The 18,971-nt window shown below is 43.2% G+C and carries 12 protein-coding genes; 6 read left to right on the top strand and 6 right to left on the bottom strand.

Features of this window, described 5'->3' with window-relative positions; all coding sequences use genetic code 11:
* Positions 1-142: 142 nt before the first annotated feature.
* The 6 genes from RH949_RS32455 to RH949_RS32430 all read right to left on the bottom strand — a co-directional run bounded on the left by RH949_RS32455 (position 143) and on the right by RH949_RS32430 (position 5,118).
* Entirely contained in the window at positions 143-1,363 is a 1,221-nt protein-coding gene (locus tag RH949_RS32455; protein WP_157453246.1) for a hypothetical protein, read from the bottom strand.
* A gap of 201 nt (positions 1,364-1,564) precedes the next feature.
* Positions 1,565-2,080, bottom strand: coding sequence for a crossover junction endodeoxyribonuclease RuvC (locus RH949_RS32450; RefSeq protein WP_044208371.1), 516 nt, complete (start codon positions 2,078-2,080; stop codon positions 1,565-1,567).
* Between the two features lie 53 nt (positions 2,081-2,133).
* On the bottom strand, positions 2,134-3,246 hold the full coding sequence (locus tag RH949_RS32445) for a hypothetical protein (RefSeq protein ID WP_006102396.1): 1,113 nt from the start codon (positions 3,244-3,246) through the stop codon (positions 2,134-2,136).
* Between the two features lie 53 nt (positions 3,247-3,299).
* On the bottom strand, positions 3,300-4,007 hold the full coding sequence (locus tag RH949_RS32440; RefSeq protein ID WP_006102527.1) for a hypothetical protein: 708 nt from the start codon (positions 4,005-4,007) through the stop codon (positions 3,300-3,302).
* 75 nt (positions 4,008-4,082) lie between these two features.
* On the bottom strand, positions 4,083-4,844 hold the full coding sequence (locus tag RH949_RS32435; protein ID WP_006102433.1) for a hypothetical protein: 762 nt from the start codon (positions 4,842-4,844) through the stop codon (positions 4,083-4,085).
* 115 nt (positions 4,845-4,959) lie between these two features.
* Positions 4,960-5,118 carry a hypothetical protein gene (locus RH949_RS32430; RefSeq protein WP_446359017.1) on the bottom strand — a complete coding sequence of 53 codons (159 nt, stop codon included), beginning with the start codon at positions 5,116-5,118 and terminating at the stop codon, positions 4,960-4,962.
* 54 nt (positions 5,119-5,172) lie between these two features.
* Here RH949_RS32430 and RH949_RS32425 point away from each other — a divergent pair, with 54 nt between their 5' ends.
* The 6 genes from RH949_RS32425 to RH949_RS32400 all read left to right on the top strand — a co-directional run bounded on the left by RH949_RS32425 (position 5,173) and on the right by RH949_RS32400 (position 18,850).
* Positions 5,173-6,093 (top strand): hypothetical protein, encoded by a 921-nt coding sequence (locus RH949_RS32425; RefSeq protein ID WP_446359015.1) that lies wholly within the window; start codon positions 5,173-5,175, stop codon positions 6,091-6,093.
* A 43-nt stretch (positions 6,094-6,136) separates the two neighbouring features.
* Positions 6,137-9,019 carry a CHAT domain-containing protein gene (locus RH949_RS32420; protein ID WP_446359013.1) on the top strand — a complete coding sequence of 961 codons (2,883 nt, stop codon included), beginning with the start codon at positions 6,137-6,139 and terminating at the stop codon, positions 9,017-9,019.
* An 11-nt stretch (positions 9,020-9,030) separates the two neighbouring features.
* A complete protein-coding gene (locus RH949_RS32415) occupies positions 9,031-15,255 on the top strand; it encodes a hypothetical protein (RefSeq protein ID WP_446359011.1) in 6,225 nt (2,074 codons plus the stop codon).
* Between the two features lie 89 nt (positions 15,256-15,344).
* Positions 15,345-17,012 carry a hypothetical protein gene (locus RH949_RS32410; RefSeq protein WP_446359009.1) on the top strand — a complete coding sequence of 556 codons (1,668 nt, stop codon included), beginning with the start codon at positions 15,345-15,347 and terminating at the stop codon, positions 17,010-17,012.
* A 74-nt stretch (positions 17,013-17,086) separates the two neighbouring features.
* Positions 17,087-18,259: a hypothetical protein gene (locus tag RH949_RS32405; protein ID WP_446359007.1), complete on the top strand. Its 1,173-nt coding sequence runs from the start codon at positions 17,087-17,089 to the stop codon at positions 18,257-18,259.
* A gap of 6 nt (positions 18,260-18,265) precedes the next feature.
* Positions 18,266-18,850 carry a hypothetical protein gene (locus RH949_RS32400; protein ID WP_446359005.1) on the top strand — a complete coding sequence of 195 codons (585 nt, stop codon included), beginning with the start codon at positions 18,266-18,268 and terminating at the stop codon, positions 18,848-18,850.
* The last annotated feature ends 121 nt before the right edge of the window (positions 18,851-18,971 follow it).

Raw genomic sequence — 18,971 nt, 5'->3', positions numbered from 1 at the left:
CAGTTATTACAAATTGTTTCGCGCTTTTTTGAGCAGTCGCGATAGCATTGGGTAAGTAAAAAGCATCTGATTGAGTGAAGCGAAGGGTAAAAATATAAACGTAAAAAGACGTAAGAATTGGTAAAAATAGACTTACCAACAATCAATCCTTAGCCATCAAAGCCTGGGATGCTGCCTTAATTTGGGCAATAGCATGAGCTCTTTGTTTCATGGCTTGAACACCACTTGGAGGGAATAACTTGCGCGGGAACCCCAAATAATAATTCATCAGTTGCTCATCGTCTGTGACTTGCCAATATCCATCATTCATCTTAGCGATCGCTGTTACTCTGGTATGATGGTTATGACTGTTGAGCGAACCCAGCACGCCGCCAAAACTTCTTATCCCTTTATTCTGAATTAGCAACCCTCGTTTTAACTGGGCATTGTTCAGCCGTCTCCAAGTGTGGAAAGTTTGTCGAATGGCTCGGATAAAAATTGAGTGACCCAACCCGTTGGTGCTTTGACCACTTTGTAATAAATTTTGTAAGGATTCTTTTTCTACCATCAACTCCTCCGGATAACTCCCAAAATTTATATACTGGAGGAGCCAATTAATCCTTTTAACCTTGTCAGTTAAATGATTAAAACTATATTTACTTAATTCATTAAACTCTACCTCAGATTGTTCTCTGTTGTCGGTAATTGGACAGGTTGAGAGATTCAAAATATAAGTCCAATCACAGTATTGGAATGACCATTGCCTATTCCTCAAGGTATCCGCTTTTTCGCCTAACCACCAGATGACATCAACTCCAGCATTAAACAATGCCATTGATTGATAGTTTAATTCTTGGGGTTTGATGGGTTCCGTTGCTACCATTAACGCAACCATATACCCGGTTGGGAATATAGCAACAACATCGGCAATCCTATCGTGGTTAGGCGCTACACTCACGGGGAAATCAGTACCGACAATAGCACCGCTGTACTGCTCCAGTTCTTCCTCCAGATAGGACTTCAGGTGATTTTTGGCAAGTGAATGTACTTCAGTTGATTCAGAACGCCTAAAATCTGGGTAGTGCTGGCAATATTTGGCTTCGCCTGCGTCCGCTTTGCGAATGTCATCGACTTCCTCCAGGCGCATCAGCAAGCGATACGCTGTCCACCGTACCTGCCACGCCGAATCGTGCAATGCTTTGATGACAAGGGTTTTCCCTTGGTCTGGGTATTCCAATGCTTTGAAAAGAGCAGCACATCGGGTTTCCTCACTAGAACTGGCAAGTTGTTGTTGAACTCCGTCAATTCCTCCTAAAACTAAGGAGCCGATAGGATTGGGTGTTTGTCCACCCATAACGACGTCGTAATCCTTGGGGTCGGTCATCAGTTAATGTTTGAGCTGGGCAGTTCATCTCAGTTCCACAAGCTGTCCGAAACTGGGACAGTCTGGTAAATATGATACGCCGGAAGCCCCACGCTGTCCTCCGCCAGAATCGTCATTCGTCCTTTGTAAGAGTTTGAGGCTTGTTTACATAATTTAATATAGTTGAGTTTATTTCCACCAACCTACTTAAAGATGAAAACGCTAAGAAATATTGTTAGTCAACCCACATAAGCCAGCATAACCAATCCCAATCGCATCCACTGAATCATCAACGGGAAGATTCTCTAAATCAAACAGCGCACTCAAGATTTCAGCGACTTCACCTTTAGACGCTCGCCCATCGCCCAGATGGGCTTTCCAACTCGATTGATGCAGCAAAACTGGAATAATCTCAGCTTCCCGATAGCAAACCAAGTTGATAATTCCAACCGCCTGTAAAACTCCCCCGGCTGCCTTGATTTGTCGGGAAAAAAAGGGCATTTCTAATGCCGCCTTAGTAGGTTCAAACTCTTCCATCAATGTGACCAAATCCTCCTCCAATTCAGCTAAGCGTTCCGGAGTTGATAAGGTTTTCTCTGTTTCAATTGTTCCGTAGTCAATCAGACAGACCGTCCCGTTACTGTCTGTTGTTAAAATTGACCAGCCGACGGTAGCTAGTCCAGGGTCAATACCAAGCCAGGTATCTTCTGCATTCATAGGAGTTGAGATTTCAGCCATTTTTGCTTATTATACTTCTCCTAGGGTGACATAAGAACGATACTACTACTAATTCATGTCTCATTTACCGGGTTATAATCTGAAACAATAATGTTGTTTTTATTTTTAACAACTTGCCAGTACCAAGTGCGGATGCAATATCGGATATGCTTTTGCAGCGATTGTGTAATCGAAGTCTTTTGAGCATAGCACCAGTTCCAGCGCTCAGCATCTTCTTCCGGTGTCATGAATGAGCGCGTACAGAAACCACTGAACAATTGCCTAGCACTGTCCGAAAAAGGCTGATTCATTAACTGCACATAGCGTTCTACGGTGAGCAGTTCCAGTCCAATAGCTATTGCTGCATTGTTGCGTCCAGAGCCTTTTGGGACACCGGAATCAAGGAGCGATCGCACTTTTATTCGGCAGCAGTAGTATAGAGGTATTGCTAGGGGAATAGGAAGCGGAATTTGATTGAAATGTTGGATGGTTAAAGGGTTAGGAAAGTCTATAGGTTTAGGAATCGGTGAAGTTTTAGGTAAAACCACAAGAGGAGATGAGTTCGTACAGGATTGAAATTGAGGTACAGCATTTCGTAGCCTTTCGTAACCATAAACCCTTCCCGTTTCTGTAATAATTTGCGACAAATTGCATAGCCAATCCGAATTTCCCCAAGCCTTGGGTAAAATGTGCCAAGTGCCAGCTAACCGCATGAGACGGGCGGGATTTTTGAGGCTGCGGTCAGCATCTGCGTATTCTAGTAAATCACGCTGAAGATGACACCATTGCTCAACTCCAATTGGTTCATCAAACACCCAATAGGAGTGAATTGACCGACCTCCTGTATCCACCTGAAACGTTGGTGCAGGAAGTTCTAGTTCCTGCCACAAATTCACCTGCTTTAATTTATCTAGGTAGTCGTGTTCATAGAATACAGCGCGACCCTGTGAGATATCCTTATTCTTATATCCACCACCATTAACCACCAGATAGACTCCGCGACCATAAGATTGATAAGTTTCGATAGCCGCCCAGCTTAATCGATTCAGTTTACAACCTTTGTCTAGACGTTTGCGAGAATCCTGGGAATGAAATAAGCAGGTGAGGTTGAGTTTATCGGTTGGTTGATAAGAGAGAAACTCTAAGTGTTTTAACACTTGATAGCAGTCAGGTTGAGGAAAAGTCATCTTAGGCGTCGCTTTATTTATGAAGGGCTTTAATTGCCGTCAGAGCCAACCTATTAAGTTTGGCGATTATTAAAATTTTTGACGATAGCCAGAGCCTCTGTGTGACAGTCTTGCCAGAGGTGAAACGGAAAAGTAATCTCTTGAAGTCCTTGTGAATGGGTCGCAACTAAAATTGATATTTTTTGCACTTGAGAGTTGGGATAGTTGATATCAAGTACCAACTTATACAGCCACGTTTGAAGAAGGGCGCGGCGAAAAATAGGAGTTGTCCATTCCCAGGTTGGTAGAGATGGACAATTTACCCCTTTCATTTTCCGTTTCCACAGAGGCCAGACACCTTGATAACCTCGGTTGCCAATCGGGTAGCCATCGAAGGTTTTGAATTCCAAAAGCCAGCGCTCTCCCGTTTCTAATTCAATGACAGCATCTGGTGTACCGGCAAAAAAAAGTGGACGGTGAGCAATGGTTTTTTCGAGGGCAATAATGTGGTACGGTGGTAGAGTTTGCAAGTAGGGAGAGAGAGCTTCCCAATACTCCCTGATTTCATCATTAATTTCAGGAAAAGCATTTCCCTGGAGAAAGTCTTGAGCCGCTGCGTGCAATGTCGTTCCTTCAAAAGCCCGTTGTTGGCGTCGTTGAGACCAAGCACCTTCCCCATGGATTAAGTCGTATTGTTTCTGTTTTTTTTCCCAGTTAGTCGGAAAGGCTGTATCAATAATTTCTGTAACGCTGGGGTAGAGTATTCCATCAACGTCTCGCATTTTTTGTATTCCTTTGTATGAGACAATAGGGCAGGAGGTAACTTAATCGACTAACCTTCTGCCCAGAAGTCGGCTTCAAGCCGTTTGCGGTAAAGCTGGTTGGTTGGAGGGACTTCCCGCTAGAGCCATTAAAGCTTTCTCCGCCGCTTTTTCTGTGACCTCATGGATGAGTAAGTCAGTGTGCTTTTGTCCGATGATTTGAGCCACTTCAATAGCATCCTGTTCGAGTTCCGTTTCGGGTTGACGGACGTTCCACGTTAAATGAAAATAGGGTTTAATTCCTTTGTCACACTTGACAATTTCTGTGGTATAAATTTGGGAGACAATGGTTTGGCTAATCTGGGTTTTGATATAATCCTTAGCACTGGCATATTGTTTAGAGAGTTGAGCCTTATTTCCTTCCCAGTTTAAAAAGGCTTCCTGTTCAATTGGGCGGATGAGAATGGAAAACTCATCCATTGAATGACCCCGCATTAAAAAGTGGGACACGATTTGTGGTCGCATTTTACCGGGATTTTCTTGTTTGGTTTTATTGTCATATATCCAGCTTTTTAACGGGATGAACCAAATTTCCTGAAACAGTTCATTACAATAAAATTCGCCCAAGGTTAAATGACGCCGAGCTTTGTAGCCTTGTCGCATTGGATAGATGATCACGAGTTCGACTTTATGAGCCACGATTGCGGCTTGAAATGAACCATCTTGGTAGGCTTCAGTTAAATCTGCTCCGAATAGCGTGTCTACAAAAGCGCCACCATCGCAACGGAGGTAGTAGTCTTGGCTAATAGTACCCAAAAGGGCGCTGTAATTTCTAGAGCTAGAGGTGATAATTTCCATGAGAACTCAAGAGTCAAGTTTTTGCGTTGTTTTGGAGCAGTCGCACTTTTTTCCGAAGGGAGAAGATAAAAAATGTTCTTGTTGAAGATTCGCTTTTGCCCGAATAGGGATAGAATTAGGTTGATTTTTGTAATGCTGGAATTGCCTCGTCATTCCACTCTACGTAGAAGTGATTGCCAATCTGAATATCTTGACCCTGCCTAATGTTGACGTTATACTTGTCTAGTTGTTTGTCGGGCAATCTGGTGTTGTCGTAGCCTCTCTTGGTCAGCATCGCCCATACTCAACAACTGACGCATCAGTTTGAAATCCCAAGGAGATGCTGGAGATGAGTGATGAGCTATCCCCTCCCAACCTACAAGAGGCAGAGGCTCTATTATCTGACCTGTTTCAAGAGGTTCAAAGGTGGGAAGGAACTTTAGCGGGTGGAACAAAACTGGGCGTGGGGGCAGAAGCCGTTGACAGTCTGCGCCAATCAAAGGTTAGTTTTGGCAATCCTAGAGATAAGTTAATTCAGCTTACAGAAGTCACATTTGAAAAAAACGGGACTGACCTGAACGAAATCTACAAGCATCAGATGCGGGAGCAGTTTGACTTCTATTACATGACACACACCGTCGATTTGCGTCCCGAACGAGCTGCTAAATTCTGGCGATTGACTTGTGAGCTTGATTTTAGTCCGAAAGGGAGCGGTGAGCCAATCATTCAAAGCCTATTTCCGACACAGCAGTGGCGGAACGTCATGAGTTTTGGTGTGGGGATGGAAGTGGGGTTGAATGGTAACTTTGATTGGAATGTCGGTGTGGATAGCTCTCAGTTGGCTGAACTTTTGCAATTGCTTCCCGGTGAGTTAAAGGCGAATGTGGGTAACAAGGATGATTTAAAGGCATTCCTCGCTATTCCAGCCTATCGATATGAACTTGGTCATCCTGAAATCCTGACGAATGGAGAAGGGAATTCTAACTGCTACTGGCGAATTCAGGCGAGTGAGTTACAGAAAATTGGGACAGCGAAATTTGCGCTTGTTTTCAAAGTACCGAAGGGAACTGAATCTATTAGTTTACGGGGTACAGCATGGGCTGAACCAGATATCAATTGGCTCACGGCTGATATACGGGATGTCTTCGGTGAGTTGTCAGATCAATTAAAGCAGCTACTACGCCAAAAGAATCAAGAAGCAAGCCGATTTGCTCGTGGTGATGCTGAGGAGTGGACGCTGACTCTACCTAAAGCAGCTAGTTATACATAGGCAACTTATTTGTCAGTGAACTGAATTGGAGAGGCGACAACCTATGGCTAAAACTTACTATACCTATCGCATTCGCGTTGCTAACTACGAGCGGGTGCAGGTAGAAAAGTGGGATGCTCAACATCAATCTCTAGGCGAACCGTCTGGGGTATTTAGCTATAAGAAGTTGGGAGAAATTACACCATTGCTCCAAGTGGCTCGCAACAATGAGCTGAAGGACTCCAGCAAGGCACGCACAATTGGAGAAGCTTTATTTGATGTTCTATTTGATGATGTGCTGCGTCAGGATTTTGTCAACTTCTATTACCAGGTTGTGCAGAAGGAAAAGCAACTGCTGCTGGTTGATCTAGATATCGATGAGCGCGGTATGCCTGATGTGGCGGCATTGCCTTGGGAGTTCACCTGCTTACCTGGGAAAGCCAACTTAGGTGAAATCTGGATGGACACCGACCCTAACCTCATCTTCGCCCGCCGCCGTGCCCAATGGCACGCAGCCCCACCGATTCAGTTAAACCAAGGTGAAAAGCTGAAGATTGCCTTGGCGATCGCTGCGCCCACAGGCTCTTCTGATTTAGGGTTAGTTGTCTATGAAAAAGTGCAGGCAGTGTTAGAAAAACTAGCAAGTAGCCAATCAGATCGTGTTGAGCTGCTGCCAATTGTGAATCCAGCCACTCCCGAAGCAATTGATGCGGTGCTAGAGCAACAACCCCACATTTTTCACTTTATTGGACATGGTCGCCTCAAGAATAAGGCAGGGGAGGAAGTGGGGCAAATTGCTCTAGTAGATATGTTCGACGAAGCATTATGGGTTGATGCCAGTTTCTTCGGTGGGTTATTTAACCGACATCATCCTGGAGTTGTGATGTTGCAAGCCTGTGAGGGTGGAATGCTGTCTGCTTCGCAAGCTTTTGTTGGCGTTGCCTCCAAGATTGTGCAGCAGAATATCCCCGTGATTGTAGCAATGCAGTACGAAGTTACTAACGTCACAGCAAGTCGCTTTGCTTATCACTTCTATGAACGGTTAGCTCAAGATGACCCGGTCGATATTGCAGCCCAAAATGGTCGCCGTGCGATCGCCCTTAATACGCAGTATCGAAACCGCGATTTTGCCACCCCCATCATCTTTATGCGCGTCCAAGATGGCTATCTATTCAAACGTCCGGGTTCTCACCCAAATTCAACAAGTGGAGCTGATAACTCGTTTTTAGTTGAAGAAATAAAAGACTTGAATTATTCCGAGTCCTGCGCTCGTCAAGAACTACGATACTTAGAAAATAAATTAAATTCAGTCAGTTATACACCTTCTCAACCCACAGGAAAGCCAGCCTATTTTGTGGATAGCCAAGTTTTCCGACTCATGCCTTTTGACATAGGGACAATCTGGGGATTACAGCGTAGCAGCTTTATTGGTCTATTGATTGGCTTCGAGCAAACTAAAATTTATGAAAGTTTAAAAAATGTTGAGTTTGTCTTGTCTCAAGCGATAGAAGCAAATCAAAAAGTAAATGAGTCTGCCTCAGTACTGCCAAAGCGAGAATGGATACAAATAGATATAAATCGGCATCCCGGTGCGCCCTGTCAGAAAGCCCAAATTATAGACGCAGCAGTGGATCGAAGCAATAAGGTGACTGACAGTTTAAGGGAGAATTCTTTTCCAAACTCAAGTATACCAGGTTTCTTCTTTGAGATTCATGCCAAGCAACTCCATACGGGTTATTCCGAACAAATCAAAAATTGGTGCGAAGCTCTACTAAGCCAGTTATTTCCTTCATATGCATTAGCCATTATTATTAATATTATTAGTTCGATTGATGAAGATATTGAGCGACGTGTTAAAACACTTAAAACCCAATTACGAGAAATTTCTGAAGAAATCCCTATTGAGTTGATGCGTCTAGATGCTCGACTATTTTTCGCAAACAATATATCATCTCCGAAAACTGGGCAGACTGATTTTATCAATATTGAAGGGAAACCTGGATTACCGTTTTGTAGCTGGATGCATCATGTCCTGACTCGCAGTTTTAAACGAGAAAAGTTAGATAAAGAAAGAAAAAAATACAGAAATATCATTGACTTGTATATAAATTTGAAGGAGCAGTATTCAGAAAAAGAATGGCAGGATACTTATTCTGGAATCACGGCGAGAGATGTCCTGTTAGATATTCAAGCGCTCGCCCCAACAATGCAGAAAAAAGCATACTATCAGTTGCTTCACCTTATTGTAAATTTATTTCCTCAATGGAGTTATGAATGGGTTGGCGTTTATGCTGAAAGTGCAATTGAAGACGCAGTTCGTGCTGCATTAATCATAGCAACCAATGCTGGTTTACTCTCAGATCTACTGATGGATGCTTGGGTCAATGCCATAGACATTGACAGGTTTAATATAGATTTACTTTACCAAGAATGGGCTATCACACCAGATTATTATAATATTAATAACCTTAAATTAGAAGGTTTATTTTTGGCTCTTATGCGAAGAGAACAGGCTCGAAGTGACAAAAAAAATCAAAGCCTTCTTCAAAAGCTAGCGCTTAGCTCACCCTCTCTTCAGGCATTGCATCATTTCTATCAGAATCAAAAGGAGAACGAAAATGAATTTATCAATCAAAACGATCCCAATCAGTTTACCCTTGCAATTCGAGCGAAAGTCAAGATTGAACGAGCAATAAATCAATTTAAAGCTGCCCCAACTAGTCACCTTCCTACTGCCATCTGCTGGCTACTAGCTGCCAATCCTCCTAGTCAAAACAACATTACGGAACTGTTGCAGCTAGAAGCAAAAAAACGTGCCGTTTTTGGGTTATGTACTCCCCAGGAGTGGCAACAGATAAAAAAAAGGCAGGAGAATGAACGTCAAGTCCTAGATTGTCGGCGTGAACGCCGTCTAATTTACTCCCACTCATCTTTGACCAACATCTAGAGGTATGATTGATGCTTGCTGAATGGTATTTTTGCTGCTGCATTAGCGCCAACCCATCCGACACGGAAGCCTTTCTATCAATTCTGGACAGTCTTGAAAATCCAGAAAGTGATTCTCAGTTACTCTACTTAGCCTATAACGAGCTAAAGCATACAGAAGACAGAATGCAAATCTATGCATTGCCTACTGTACTGAAGTCACTGCATCGAGAAAACCTTCCTGCTGGACTTAAGAGTACGATTAAGCGCTACTTCAACCATTTAACTGAGAGTGTGCCAGAAGGCGTAGAGAACTCAATTCAGCAACTGATTGACTTGGCGTTATCTAATCAGTCCTTTGCGAAAATTATCAAGACGGTCAAGACTTTCGTTCTAGAAAGCCGACACTTACCGGAACGGCGATTGACTCCTACACCCTATCTTGACTTGAAAGAGTTTTTGCCAGAAACACTGGTGCTGGCAATTCTTGCTGACCAACTTGAAAATCATGAAAGATTAATTGATGAACTTATAGCAGAAGTCAATGAGCAGGATGAAGCCTCTTCACCTGTCAGTGAGTTCCTTCAAGCGGCGCTAGAGTGCCAGTTTGGTCGTATGGCGTTTCGGCTTTCTGCATTAATCGTCTCGCTAACATCGATCGAATATCCAGATAAGCTACGGTCTTTAATTGCTACACAAGCATCTGTTGCAGCGCAAGCAGAACCAGATCTCTTGCAGACTTACGCTATTGTCTTATTCAGAGAGCCAAATATAAAATACACAGCTATTAGCCAGTGCCAGCGTATCATGCAGGAATCGCTAACATTAAGCGAACTGCGTAATTTGATCCGAGAAGCTCCAGCTCAAGAGCGCCATAATCTAGATGCTTCATTCCGTCGAGTCGGCATTCAAAATACCCCCAACCGCACTGAAGGTTTGCCAATTTTCTATTGGCAGATTGCTTTATGGGAACTTTCATCTCAGATTGATGCATCAACGACGGCTGATGAGCTAGCGAAATTCTGGCATCCACCGACTAGGTTGCCGGGATCTCTAAAAGTGAATTGTTCTGAAACGGATATCCCAGAACAGGTAAAAGCTCAGTTTAAATCTCTTCTGAATCTGCTAGGCTTAGAAATTCCCTTTAAAGTAAAAAAGAGAACAAGATTTAATCTCAACAATAAAGATACATGGATTTTCTTGTCTCCTTGGATCGAACGAACTAGACATTCGAATAAACCCTATCCAGTGGCTGATGAACCAGCGCTACTCATTCGCACTATTGGCAGTACATTTGTCGCTATTCGATTGCTGCAAAGATTATCGCAAGACAATTTTAATCGGGTGGAATTTGCTGCCCGATTGCTGGCTCATGCTTCAGATGTGAGCGTCATAGTTGAGAGGCGCTACAACAAAGGCAAAGCACCTCAGCTTTCTCCCCCTTTAATGGGATTATTTCAATTTGGTCAGCGGCAGATTCGGCTTGCAGGTACTGGACAGTTCGAGTCAATTCATCCGCAAATTTTTGTTAATATCTGCGATAACGGACAGGTTGTTCAGGAAGAAGGAGCTAACCTCGAACCTGAAGAGTATCGATTTCTAAATTCCGTTCTTCCGGAAGTGCTGATTTCCTGGATATTGGATGCTTATCCTAGTGCGGGCAGCCCTAAACTATCAGGGCGTTGGCTGAACTTAATTCGTAATGTTCACGATTACCATGTCAGAGAAGAGCACAGTTTTCTAGAACAGCAGAAAGCAGCCTTAGTCACTCGTTTTCTATGTCCTGATTACTCGCCTCGTTTAGACGATCGTTTGAACTGGCAAATCGAACGCTCCAACAAAAAAGACCGTTGGAAAGTGAACTATCGCAAACTTCTCCTGACAGAACGGCGGTTACATCCAAATGAATGGATTGAATTGGGACGAGATGATGAGAATGTTGATTGGGGAAGCGAACCCAAAGAAATTGCCTCGAATCGTCTAATTTATACATTAGAGTTGTTAGACACCATCGGTCATTACGAAATTGCCTCAGAAGCAGAAGCATTAGAACAAAGATTTTCTGATTTGAAGCATCATCTGAATAGTATAGGGCAAGCTAAGTATCTCGATCGATTTAATCGATTGCGGTTGCTGGAATTTTTAGACAGCCCCATCTTAGAAAACCGAGCTGAAGAACAAATTCTGCTTGCTTCTGTCCTGCTCGAATACGGAAGCATCTACGATCTCAAAAATATGCTTGAACGAGTGTATCCCACACAAGCAGATGGTAGAACATTTAAAGAAACGGGGGCAGCTCGTCAACAGTTGCAGGAAGCATTATTACCAATGATATGCAATCGTCTGGAAAAACATACAGAGTTAATACAGGAAATTCATCATGAAAGCAATAGCTTGAGTCAACAAAGAAAAGCTAAAAGTCCACAAGAAACCTATAAACAGTTACAGTTTGCAATACTCTTCAAAGAATGGGTGATCAGATTTCTCTATCTGAGCAATATTGACGAAAATGCTGATGATTTTAAGGGACTTGGCTTTGACTTAGCAAATTTGCGTCGCGCCTCATTAAAAAGACAAGCGACTACCACGATTCGAGCTACAATCCTTGATGTGGTGGAACTCCGAAACGAGCAGAAACGGCTTTTGCCCGGTGAGCAACCACTCGCAAACTGGGTAATCAAGGCAATTAATTACGATCCCAATCGTCTCACAGCAAGGGTATTTTATGAAGATTTTGATACCACAGCAGTCGAGAACTTATTTGAGAAAAGTCCCAAAGAAATTCGTGCCTTGAATCATGCAAGCGATCCCCCTTTAAACGTCCTAGCTGTGGTAGTTGATGTTGATGAAATAGAACAGAGATATACTTTTGATTGTGGGCTTGAGTGCCTGCTAACTTACTCATCCGATCAGTCTTTGTCTTTCAAACCTGGCGATCGTGTTAAGCTTCCTATTCGGCAGTTCAAGGAAGAGAATCAGTTATTGTGGAGGGTATCATATAAGTATTCGATCAAAGGCTTAACCCACAGAACTCTACCAGGAGATATCAACAAGATCGAAGTTGATGAAACTTGGAAGAATGGTCGGCGAACCTGGTCTTTGCTACCTACAAGCAATACCGAGAATATTACCGATAAGGTGAATTTACGCCTGTGGGATGCTGATATTTCTCGTATCTTTTGTCAACGCTCCCAACCCTTAAAGCGTGAAGTATTCGCTAAACTAAATGCTTGTCAGGAATGGGTGCCACTCGACCATAATTTCAGCGATTTGCTGTCCCAGCTATTCCATCTTCAGCATTGTAGTAATATTGCTGTTTTGACCTTGATTGAGGAAACGATCGGGCAATTTGGCGAGAAGGCATGGCGGTTTTCTCATCAACCGGGAGAAAACTATTTGATTGAGCAGTATCATTTTTTGGGTGATGATGCCGCAAAGTTAGCAGACAAGCTCGCAAGCTATCAAAACCGTAGAGAGGGGTCAGTAGGATTGCTCATCTCAGTCACTCCGGACTTTGAAGCAGGTCAGGTAGGGCTAAGGCTAGTTACTGATGCCATCAATTCTGCTACGCTTGATGAATTTTACCCAGATTTAAGACTGCCCTTTGACGATCGGAATATTCAGTGGCGCGAACTTTTCGATCGGTCTGATGAACGGTTATGTGCCCAAAAAGACAATCATGGCAACTGGTTCTTCCCCCTTCTGGAAAATATGGTAATTCCTGGCTATCCTCGTCAGGTGAAGGTGGAATGGGATAGAAAACAAAGACCCTATCCAAATCAACAAATCGCGGATCTAGACATCAGCCAGTGGAAAGAATCTGAGTGGCGACGCGCCGTTGTCATCGGTGAAACACCTCCATCTTACAAAATTACCCCTCAAAACAAAGACTGGGCAGCGTTCCTCGATCGCTGGCTGAACTTGCCTGAGAAACAGTATATAGAAGCAGGATGTCGGATCAGTCTCAAGCAATCGCTGGGATGGATCAATCGTGAGGGAGATGGATTTGTCCCCTGTCTCACGAGTGAAAATCTCCGCGTTTTGGTGCAAGCTGAATCCCTGACAATGCTTCCCTTAAAACATCAGGATAGACCTCCGATTGGTGAAAACCGAGAGGCAGAAATTTTCTGGATCGAATGGATTGAAATCCGAGTTCCTCCCGACATAAGAAACGTAACTATTCCTCCCGAGGCGATCCAAAATCACCGATGTGTTGGGATTGTAACGAGTGTACCCAAATCAGGAACAGACGGAAGCCAGTGTCAAGTAGTTTGGCAAGTGAGCCAAGGTAAGATTGAAGAGCAAAGTTTGCAAATTAATAACTTGGCAGAAATCCGAATTCATCAGGGCTATAAGATTGTTGGGCAAAAGCAACATAATGAGTGGACATTTCACCTTGAGAAACCCAACGTTCGAGCTAGGGCACTCTGGTCACTCAAACCGTTGTCTAAAAGCGATTCAGGCGAACTATACTATCTGGAAAAAGTGACTTCTATAGAAGGAGAATATTTGGATATTGGTGAGTCAAAGTTATCTCCTGGTCAATTACTTGTTTTGCCTCATCAATCTAAAGAAACTCCTCATCTAGCAATACCGAAATCCACCCAATCTAGAGAACTAAATTTTACGGAGAATAGCTTCTGGGAAGGCAACTCCACAAGCAATGCTGCCCGTTATATGCCTGCCTTTGATGAATCATCTCGTCAGTACCGACGTGCAGTCCTAAAGCTCAATGAGCAGCTATTGGTTGGCAATTGTAAAAAATGGATAGAGAATAAAGAAAAGGTTACCATTCAAACAATTGAATTAGTCCTGACGCACCGAGACAATCAAAAATGTGTGTTACAAAGACGATTTAATTTACGCCCAAGTCCTGACACTAAGCAACAGGATACAAACAGTGATACCGACTTATGGAAGCGGAGACTAAAAGACTATCTGCAAAAGTCGCTCGAACCCCTAAGAGCAACATTTGCCAAAAATAAAGGTGAACTCGGATTTTGGCTGTCCAAAGGTGAATCGAACGAGATCCGAGTTCCGGAAGACTCTGCTGGGACAAATTGGACACTGTGGGTGCCACTTGCTTCAGAGCATGGCAAATTTGTTATGGGGGGCGATTATTCCGACCAGGCTCGGATTTGTTTATTTATGGAACAGCGGCGAGTCTGTGCTTCTTGTCGCTTAGTTAAGCCTCTCACTCTTGAAGAATTTCGAGTCAATTATTGTGAAGCACCTCAATTAAATGCTGATGTCTTTTTACTTAAAGATAAAGAGCTTCGCCTCTACTACGTGGGTCCTGAAGTTAATGACGCAGAAATTCATCACAGATTTGAGATGGGATATGGTGAAACTTTATTGATTCCTGAAAATCAACTGAAATTTGATGGTAGTTCATTTAGTAAAGCACAATTTTCCTTATTTCATGGTGACCAGATTAAAGTCATCTCATTTGATGAGAGTGCAAACGACCAAGACTACCCGTATATTATAAATATTAAGAGCCTCTATCTTAAGTGGTCTGAAGCTCGTCAGCTTTACTATCAAAGAAGTCACTATCAAATTGTTCACTTGCTTCACCTCAATCCTCAGGGTGGAGAGCTAGAAATTTCCTATATTGATGGATTTAAGGAAAATGCGATCGCGCAACAGCGAAAATTTGAACCCAAGAGTTTCAAGGCATATCTCACGCCAGAAAGCCAAACCCGACTGTCTGATAGACGGCAAAAATGGGCAGACGATACAGAATCAGAGCCGGTGATTTTTGGGCGCTTAGATGAAGAGCGCTTTAGAAGTAGCTACGGTAGAGATATATACTTCGATCATGTACGATTGTCGTTTCTAGAATCTTCAAAAGGTTCGTGTTTGCTCAATAGAGATTTGGTATTTCTCCGAGCCGATAAAATTATCAAATTCAGGAGAAATGATATGGCTCTGACCCTCAAACCACCGAAAGGATTTGATGCAGAAGATGTTGGCGAAGATGCGAGGAGTCTGCTGGTATTACGACGGAATTTTTCTGTTCGGGAAAACCTCCTAAAACAGGTTCATCAAGAAAAAGGAGAAGACTATTTTCAAGACGATCGTCTGCTGATCCAACTCACTGAGAAAGGGGGGCGGTCAAAATCCGTTGGTGATGTCCCGAAAATTTCCCCGCGTCCCCGTGTCCCCGCGTCCCCGCGTCCCCGCGTCAGTCTCAACCAACTACTTATGACCACACCCCTCAGAAAGATGACCGAAAAATTACTGCACACTTGCTGATGTCAGGCGATCGAGTTCCAGCTCGAAAAGCATCCGCATTGATTGGAGCAGCCTCAAACCTTGGTAGAGCAGGACTGTTAGCAACAATCGTGAGGGCAGAAAATGGAAGTGCGGTGCAAATTGAATATAAGCCGGGAATCTTCGTCCGTCTGCAACCACAGCAGATTCAATCTCGACCTAACGACCTACCGCGAGGTACGATCGTTCGCATTGAGGCATCTGATGGGAAGTTGAGTATTACTCGTGCTGCTTTTGGAAATGCACAATATGTTTCAGAAAGCATTCGACCTGCTGTCATACTGCCGACAAACGACATACAACGCATCGATCCCAAAGACTGGGCAAACCAAGGTCGCTTCGCGATCGGGGGTTTACCTGATATTGTTGCTCGTCCTGGTAACTATACAAATGAGCAATGGAACAACACTCTGCAATCCGAGGCTATAACCGATTTGATGGCAAGGCAGCATCCCAAGATCGCTTGTATAGGGAAAGATCCGAAAGGAAATTACCGCATTGCACCACCCTCTGACAACTTTCCTTGTGGTTGCCTGAAAAGGATGGGCAACAGCTTAACAGTACAGTATGTCCCGTTGAATTCAGAACCTACAGTATCAAACAATCCTATCCTCCCCTGGCATTTGCTTTCGTTTGGAGATGAATCAGTACAGCAAGTCCTCGAGCGAGCTAATGCTCATTCGTGGCGTTATCACGACAATAAAACCTTCACCTGGATACCAGACACACAAGAATTTGATGTTAAGGATCTGCCAAATCACACGGTTCAGACAGGCCCTATTTTCTTCCAATCATCCGATAAAGGGCTGAGACTGCGGTATGCTCAATCTGAGTTTCGGAAGTTTGGCTTCCCAGTTGAGGAGCTAATTGACGCACTGAAGCAACGGGGGCGATCGCATTGCTATCCAATAGCAGGGATTTCCGAATCTCCGGAGTATAGCCTGTGGATTGAGTTAGCGCCTGGACGCTTGGTTGAGCTACCCGTCCAACTGATTGTCTGGCGTTCTGGTGTAAACAACAAAGCTAAATCGCTTGCCGACTTAATGTATTGGCAGGGGTTTGCACCAGGCGATCGGGTTGAGCTTGAACTTGTCTCAACCGATCCACTAACCATTGATCGGATAGCCTTGAAAAACTGGATTCCAGGCTCTCGTAATGCCCTTGGTTCCAACCGCTGCTTCTTGCCAGTCGAGGCTGTAGACGAAAAGCAAGGAGAAATCACCCTTGGTCGAGGAGAGTTTAAGCTCAAACTGCCATTCGCTGACCAAAATCCAAACTGGCAGATGGCGATCCTAACGCCTGAAAATGATATACAGGGGATTACCGCGACATCCAACCCAACAAAGAATCAGCCTAGACCTAAGCCAAAACCCGATGATGTCGTCTTTCTGGAAATCAACGCTCAGGATAGGCTAGCTGTTGTAGGTTTTGAAACAATGACCCCTGTACTCGACAAGGGAGAGGCAGATACTTGGAAAAGTCACCCAATTACTGGTTGCTTAATTCGTCAAAGGCCGCAAAAACTTTCCCTCGAAGAAGAACAGCTAAAAAATTGGGTTCGCGTGGCGGGTGGTGCTTTACCCGTGACGGTTGAAGGACTGCACAAGACTGAAAATCAGTATTTCCTATTCTTCTCAATGCGATATCAGCAGGACGCTGCGCTAATCCCACCGGGCTGTATCAGCCTTGCTCGTTTTGTAGATCTCTTACCCGATCGAAACGCGAGTCTAAAAAACTAACGGTTGGTCAGGAACTAGACGTACAAGTAGTAAAACAGGTTGAGACGAAGGATAATAGCAAGCAGCGATATATAGTGGAGTCGTTAACGACTCAGATGATCCTAGACTGTGAAATTTACGATCGCCAACGCTTACAACCAGAAGATACGCTTCCTGTTGAGGTTTTGCGGCACATCAAAGATAGTTCGGAGTTAATTACAGTCGTTCCAGTTGGCAAGAGGAGAAAATACCTAGACTTGCCCACTTGGATGACAAAGAAACTTCCCGATCCTGGACTACGGCGATCATCGATATCCCAATATATTTATTGGCGAAATAGCGAACAATCAAATGCCAAGAACTTAAAAATTATTGACGATAGTAGTGAGCAGCTCGATCGATTGCTCTGTCATTGGTTCAACGATGCTTATGGGGCTTATGGACAGAAAGCAAGAAACTTAGAGCCCGAAGCTCAGTTAAAAGTTGCGAAAAAATGGGAGAAACAAAACCGATATAAACCTGAAATTAATGCAGCGTTTGTCATCATGGCAATCCTGCTGCTGAGCAAGTATGAAGAGACGAAGCATCAGGCTTATAAGTTAACCCAAAACTTGGGACGGCGGGCACTTCGTAGCTTACATATCGAGGTTCTGTATCAGCGATGGTTGAGTCTTAAAGATAATCGAGAACGGACGGATGGACTGTGGCGACGGCTGCGGCAATTAGAGAACGAACAACACTTTTATATTCCTCTTAAAGAAAATAGCTCCGATGCGATAAGACAATTTTGCAATGCTGTTGAAATGCGCTCTGACAGAGAACTTTTACCTATTGCGGACAGTTTTTCTGCGGCATTAGGTGAGTTATTTAGCTCTTTAGAACTTGACACTCATGCTTTTATTACCAAGAAATTGATTATCCTTTATCTCACATTGCATCCTAGATCTAGGATGAAAAATTTGCAAAATTATCATACAAATGAACTACAGGAAATCTTGAAAATAATTGACCAGAATAAATTTGATATTCTGCTACTAGAACCTCTCAATTATAAGGCAGATAATTACTCGAAAGATTTAGGTGAAATTGATTTACTATCTGAATTGTTTCCACAAGACCAAGGTGATATCGATATAAAAAGCTGGTTTTGGCAGCAAATTGAACACTTAGATGATTTGACTGAAAAATCTATTCGGCTCCAAGAAGATATTAATAATTTAAAATCTCGTTTCCAGCGACTTAACAAAATCACAATTATAGAGGAGTAACTCGTCATGGAAGAGTCTACTATCGACTTCGAGCAAATAGAGCAAGAGTTACAAGAACTAAGAAGTCGTTTTTCAAGAGCTGATCAAGTTTTGAGAGACTTAGAGGAGATTCAAAGTCAGTTTGAAAGTATTGCGAAAACCCATAATAAACTCAAGGAATATGTAGCAGAAGTTTCCCGATTCAATTCAGAATCTGGCAACACATTAAAGGATATTAAGCGAGTACAGAAAAACTTTGAGCAGCGCTTTACTGAACTCAGAGAGGAAAACGAGCTAAAACTTGACGATCTGAAATCTCAACTATTGCAAGCTGAAAATCGATTAAGCAGTCATGATAATGATATTCAAGAACTTCAGCCTTCTATAAGTCTTGTCAAAAAAAATTGCAATGACATCAATGACATAAAAAAGGAATTTGGTGGTTTGCCCAAACAAATTCAAAATTTAGTTGACCAACAACTCTCTTCAACCCAAAAAAATTATCGTGACTTAAAAAAACAAATAATAACAATGAGGTATGCACTGATATTTTCAGTGATTTTGTTCTTGTTGCTCGTTACTTGGGTTGGGCTGCAGGGTAAGAGCATCTAAATTAGGCTTGACATAAGGAGTCAGAGTAATTTAAGGTAGAGTCAATGAAACACGAGGAAAGAACTCGAATCATATAATCGTTATCCATAGCAGTCCGTTTCATTTTTTGTCCGTTTCATTT

The sequence above is a fragment of the Coleofasciculus sp. A1-SPW-01 genome (genome assembly GCF_040217205.1).
Taxonomy (GTDB): Bacteria; Cyanobacteriota; Cyanobacteriia; order Cyanobacteriales; family Coleofasciculaceae; genus Coleofasciculus; species Coleofasciculus chthonoplastes_A.
The sequence above is the reverse complement of the archived record's forward strand: the minus strand, read 5'-3'. Positions and strand labels throughout refer to the sequence as shown.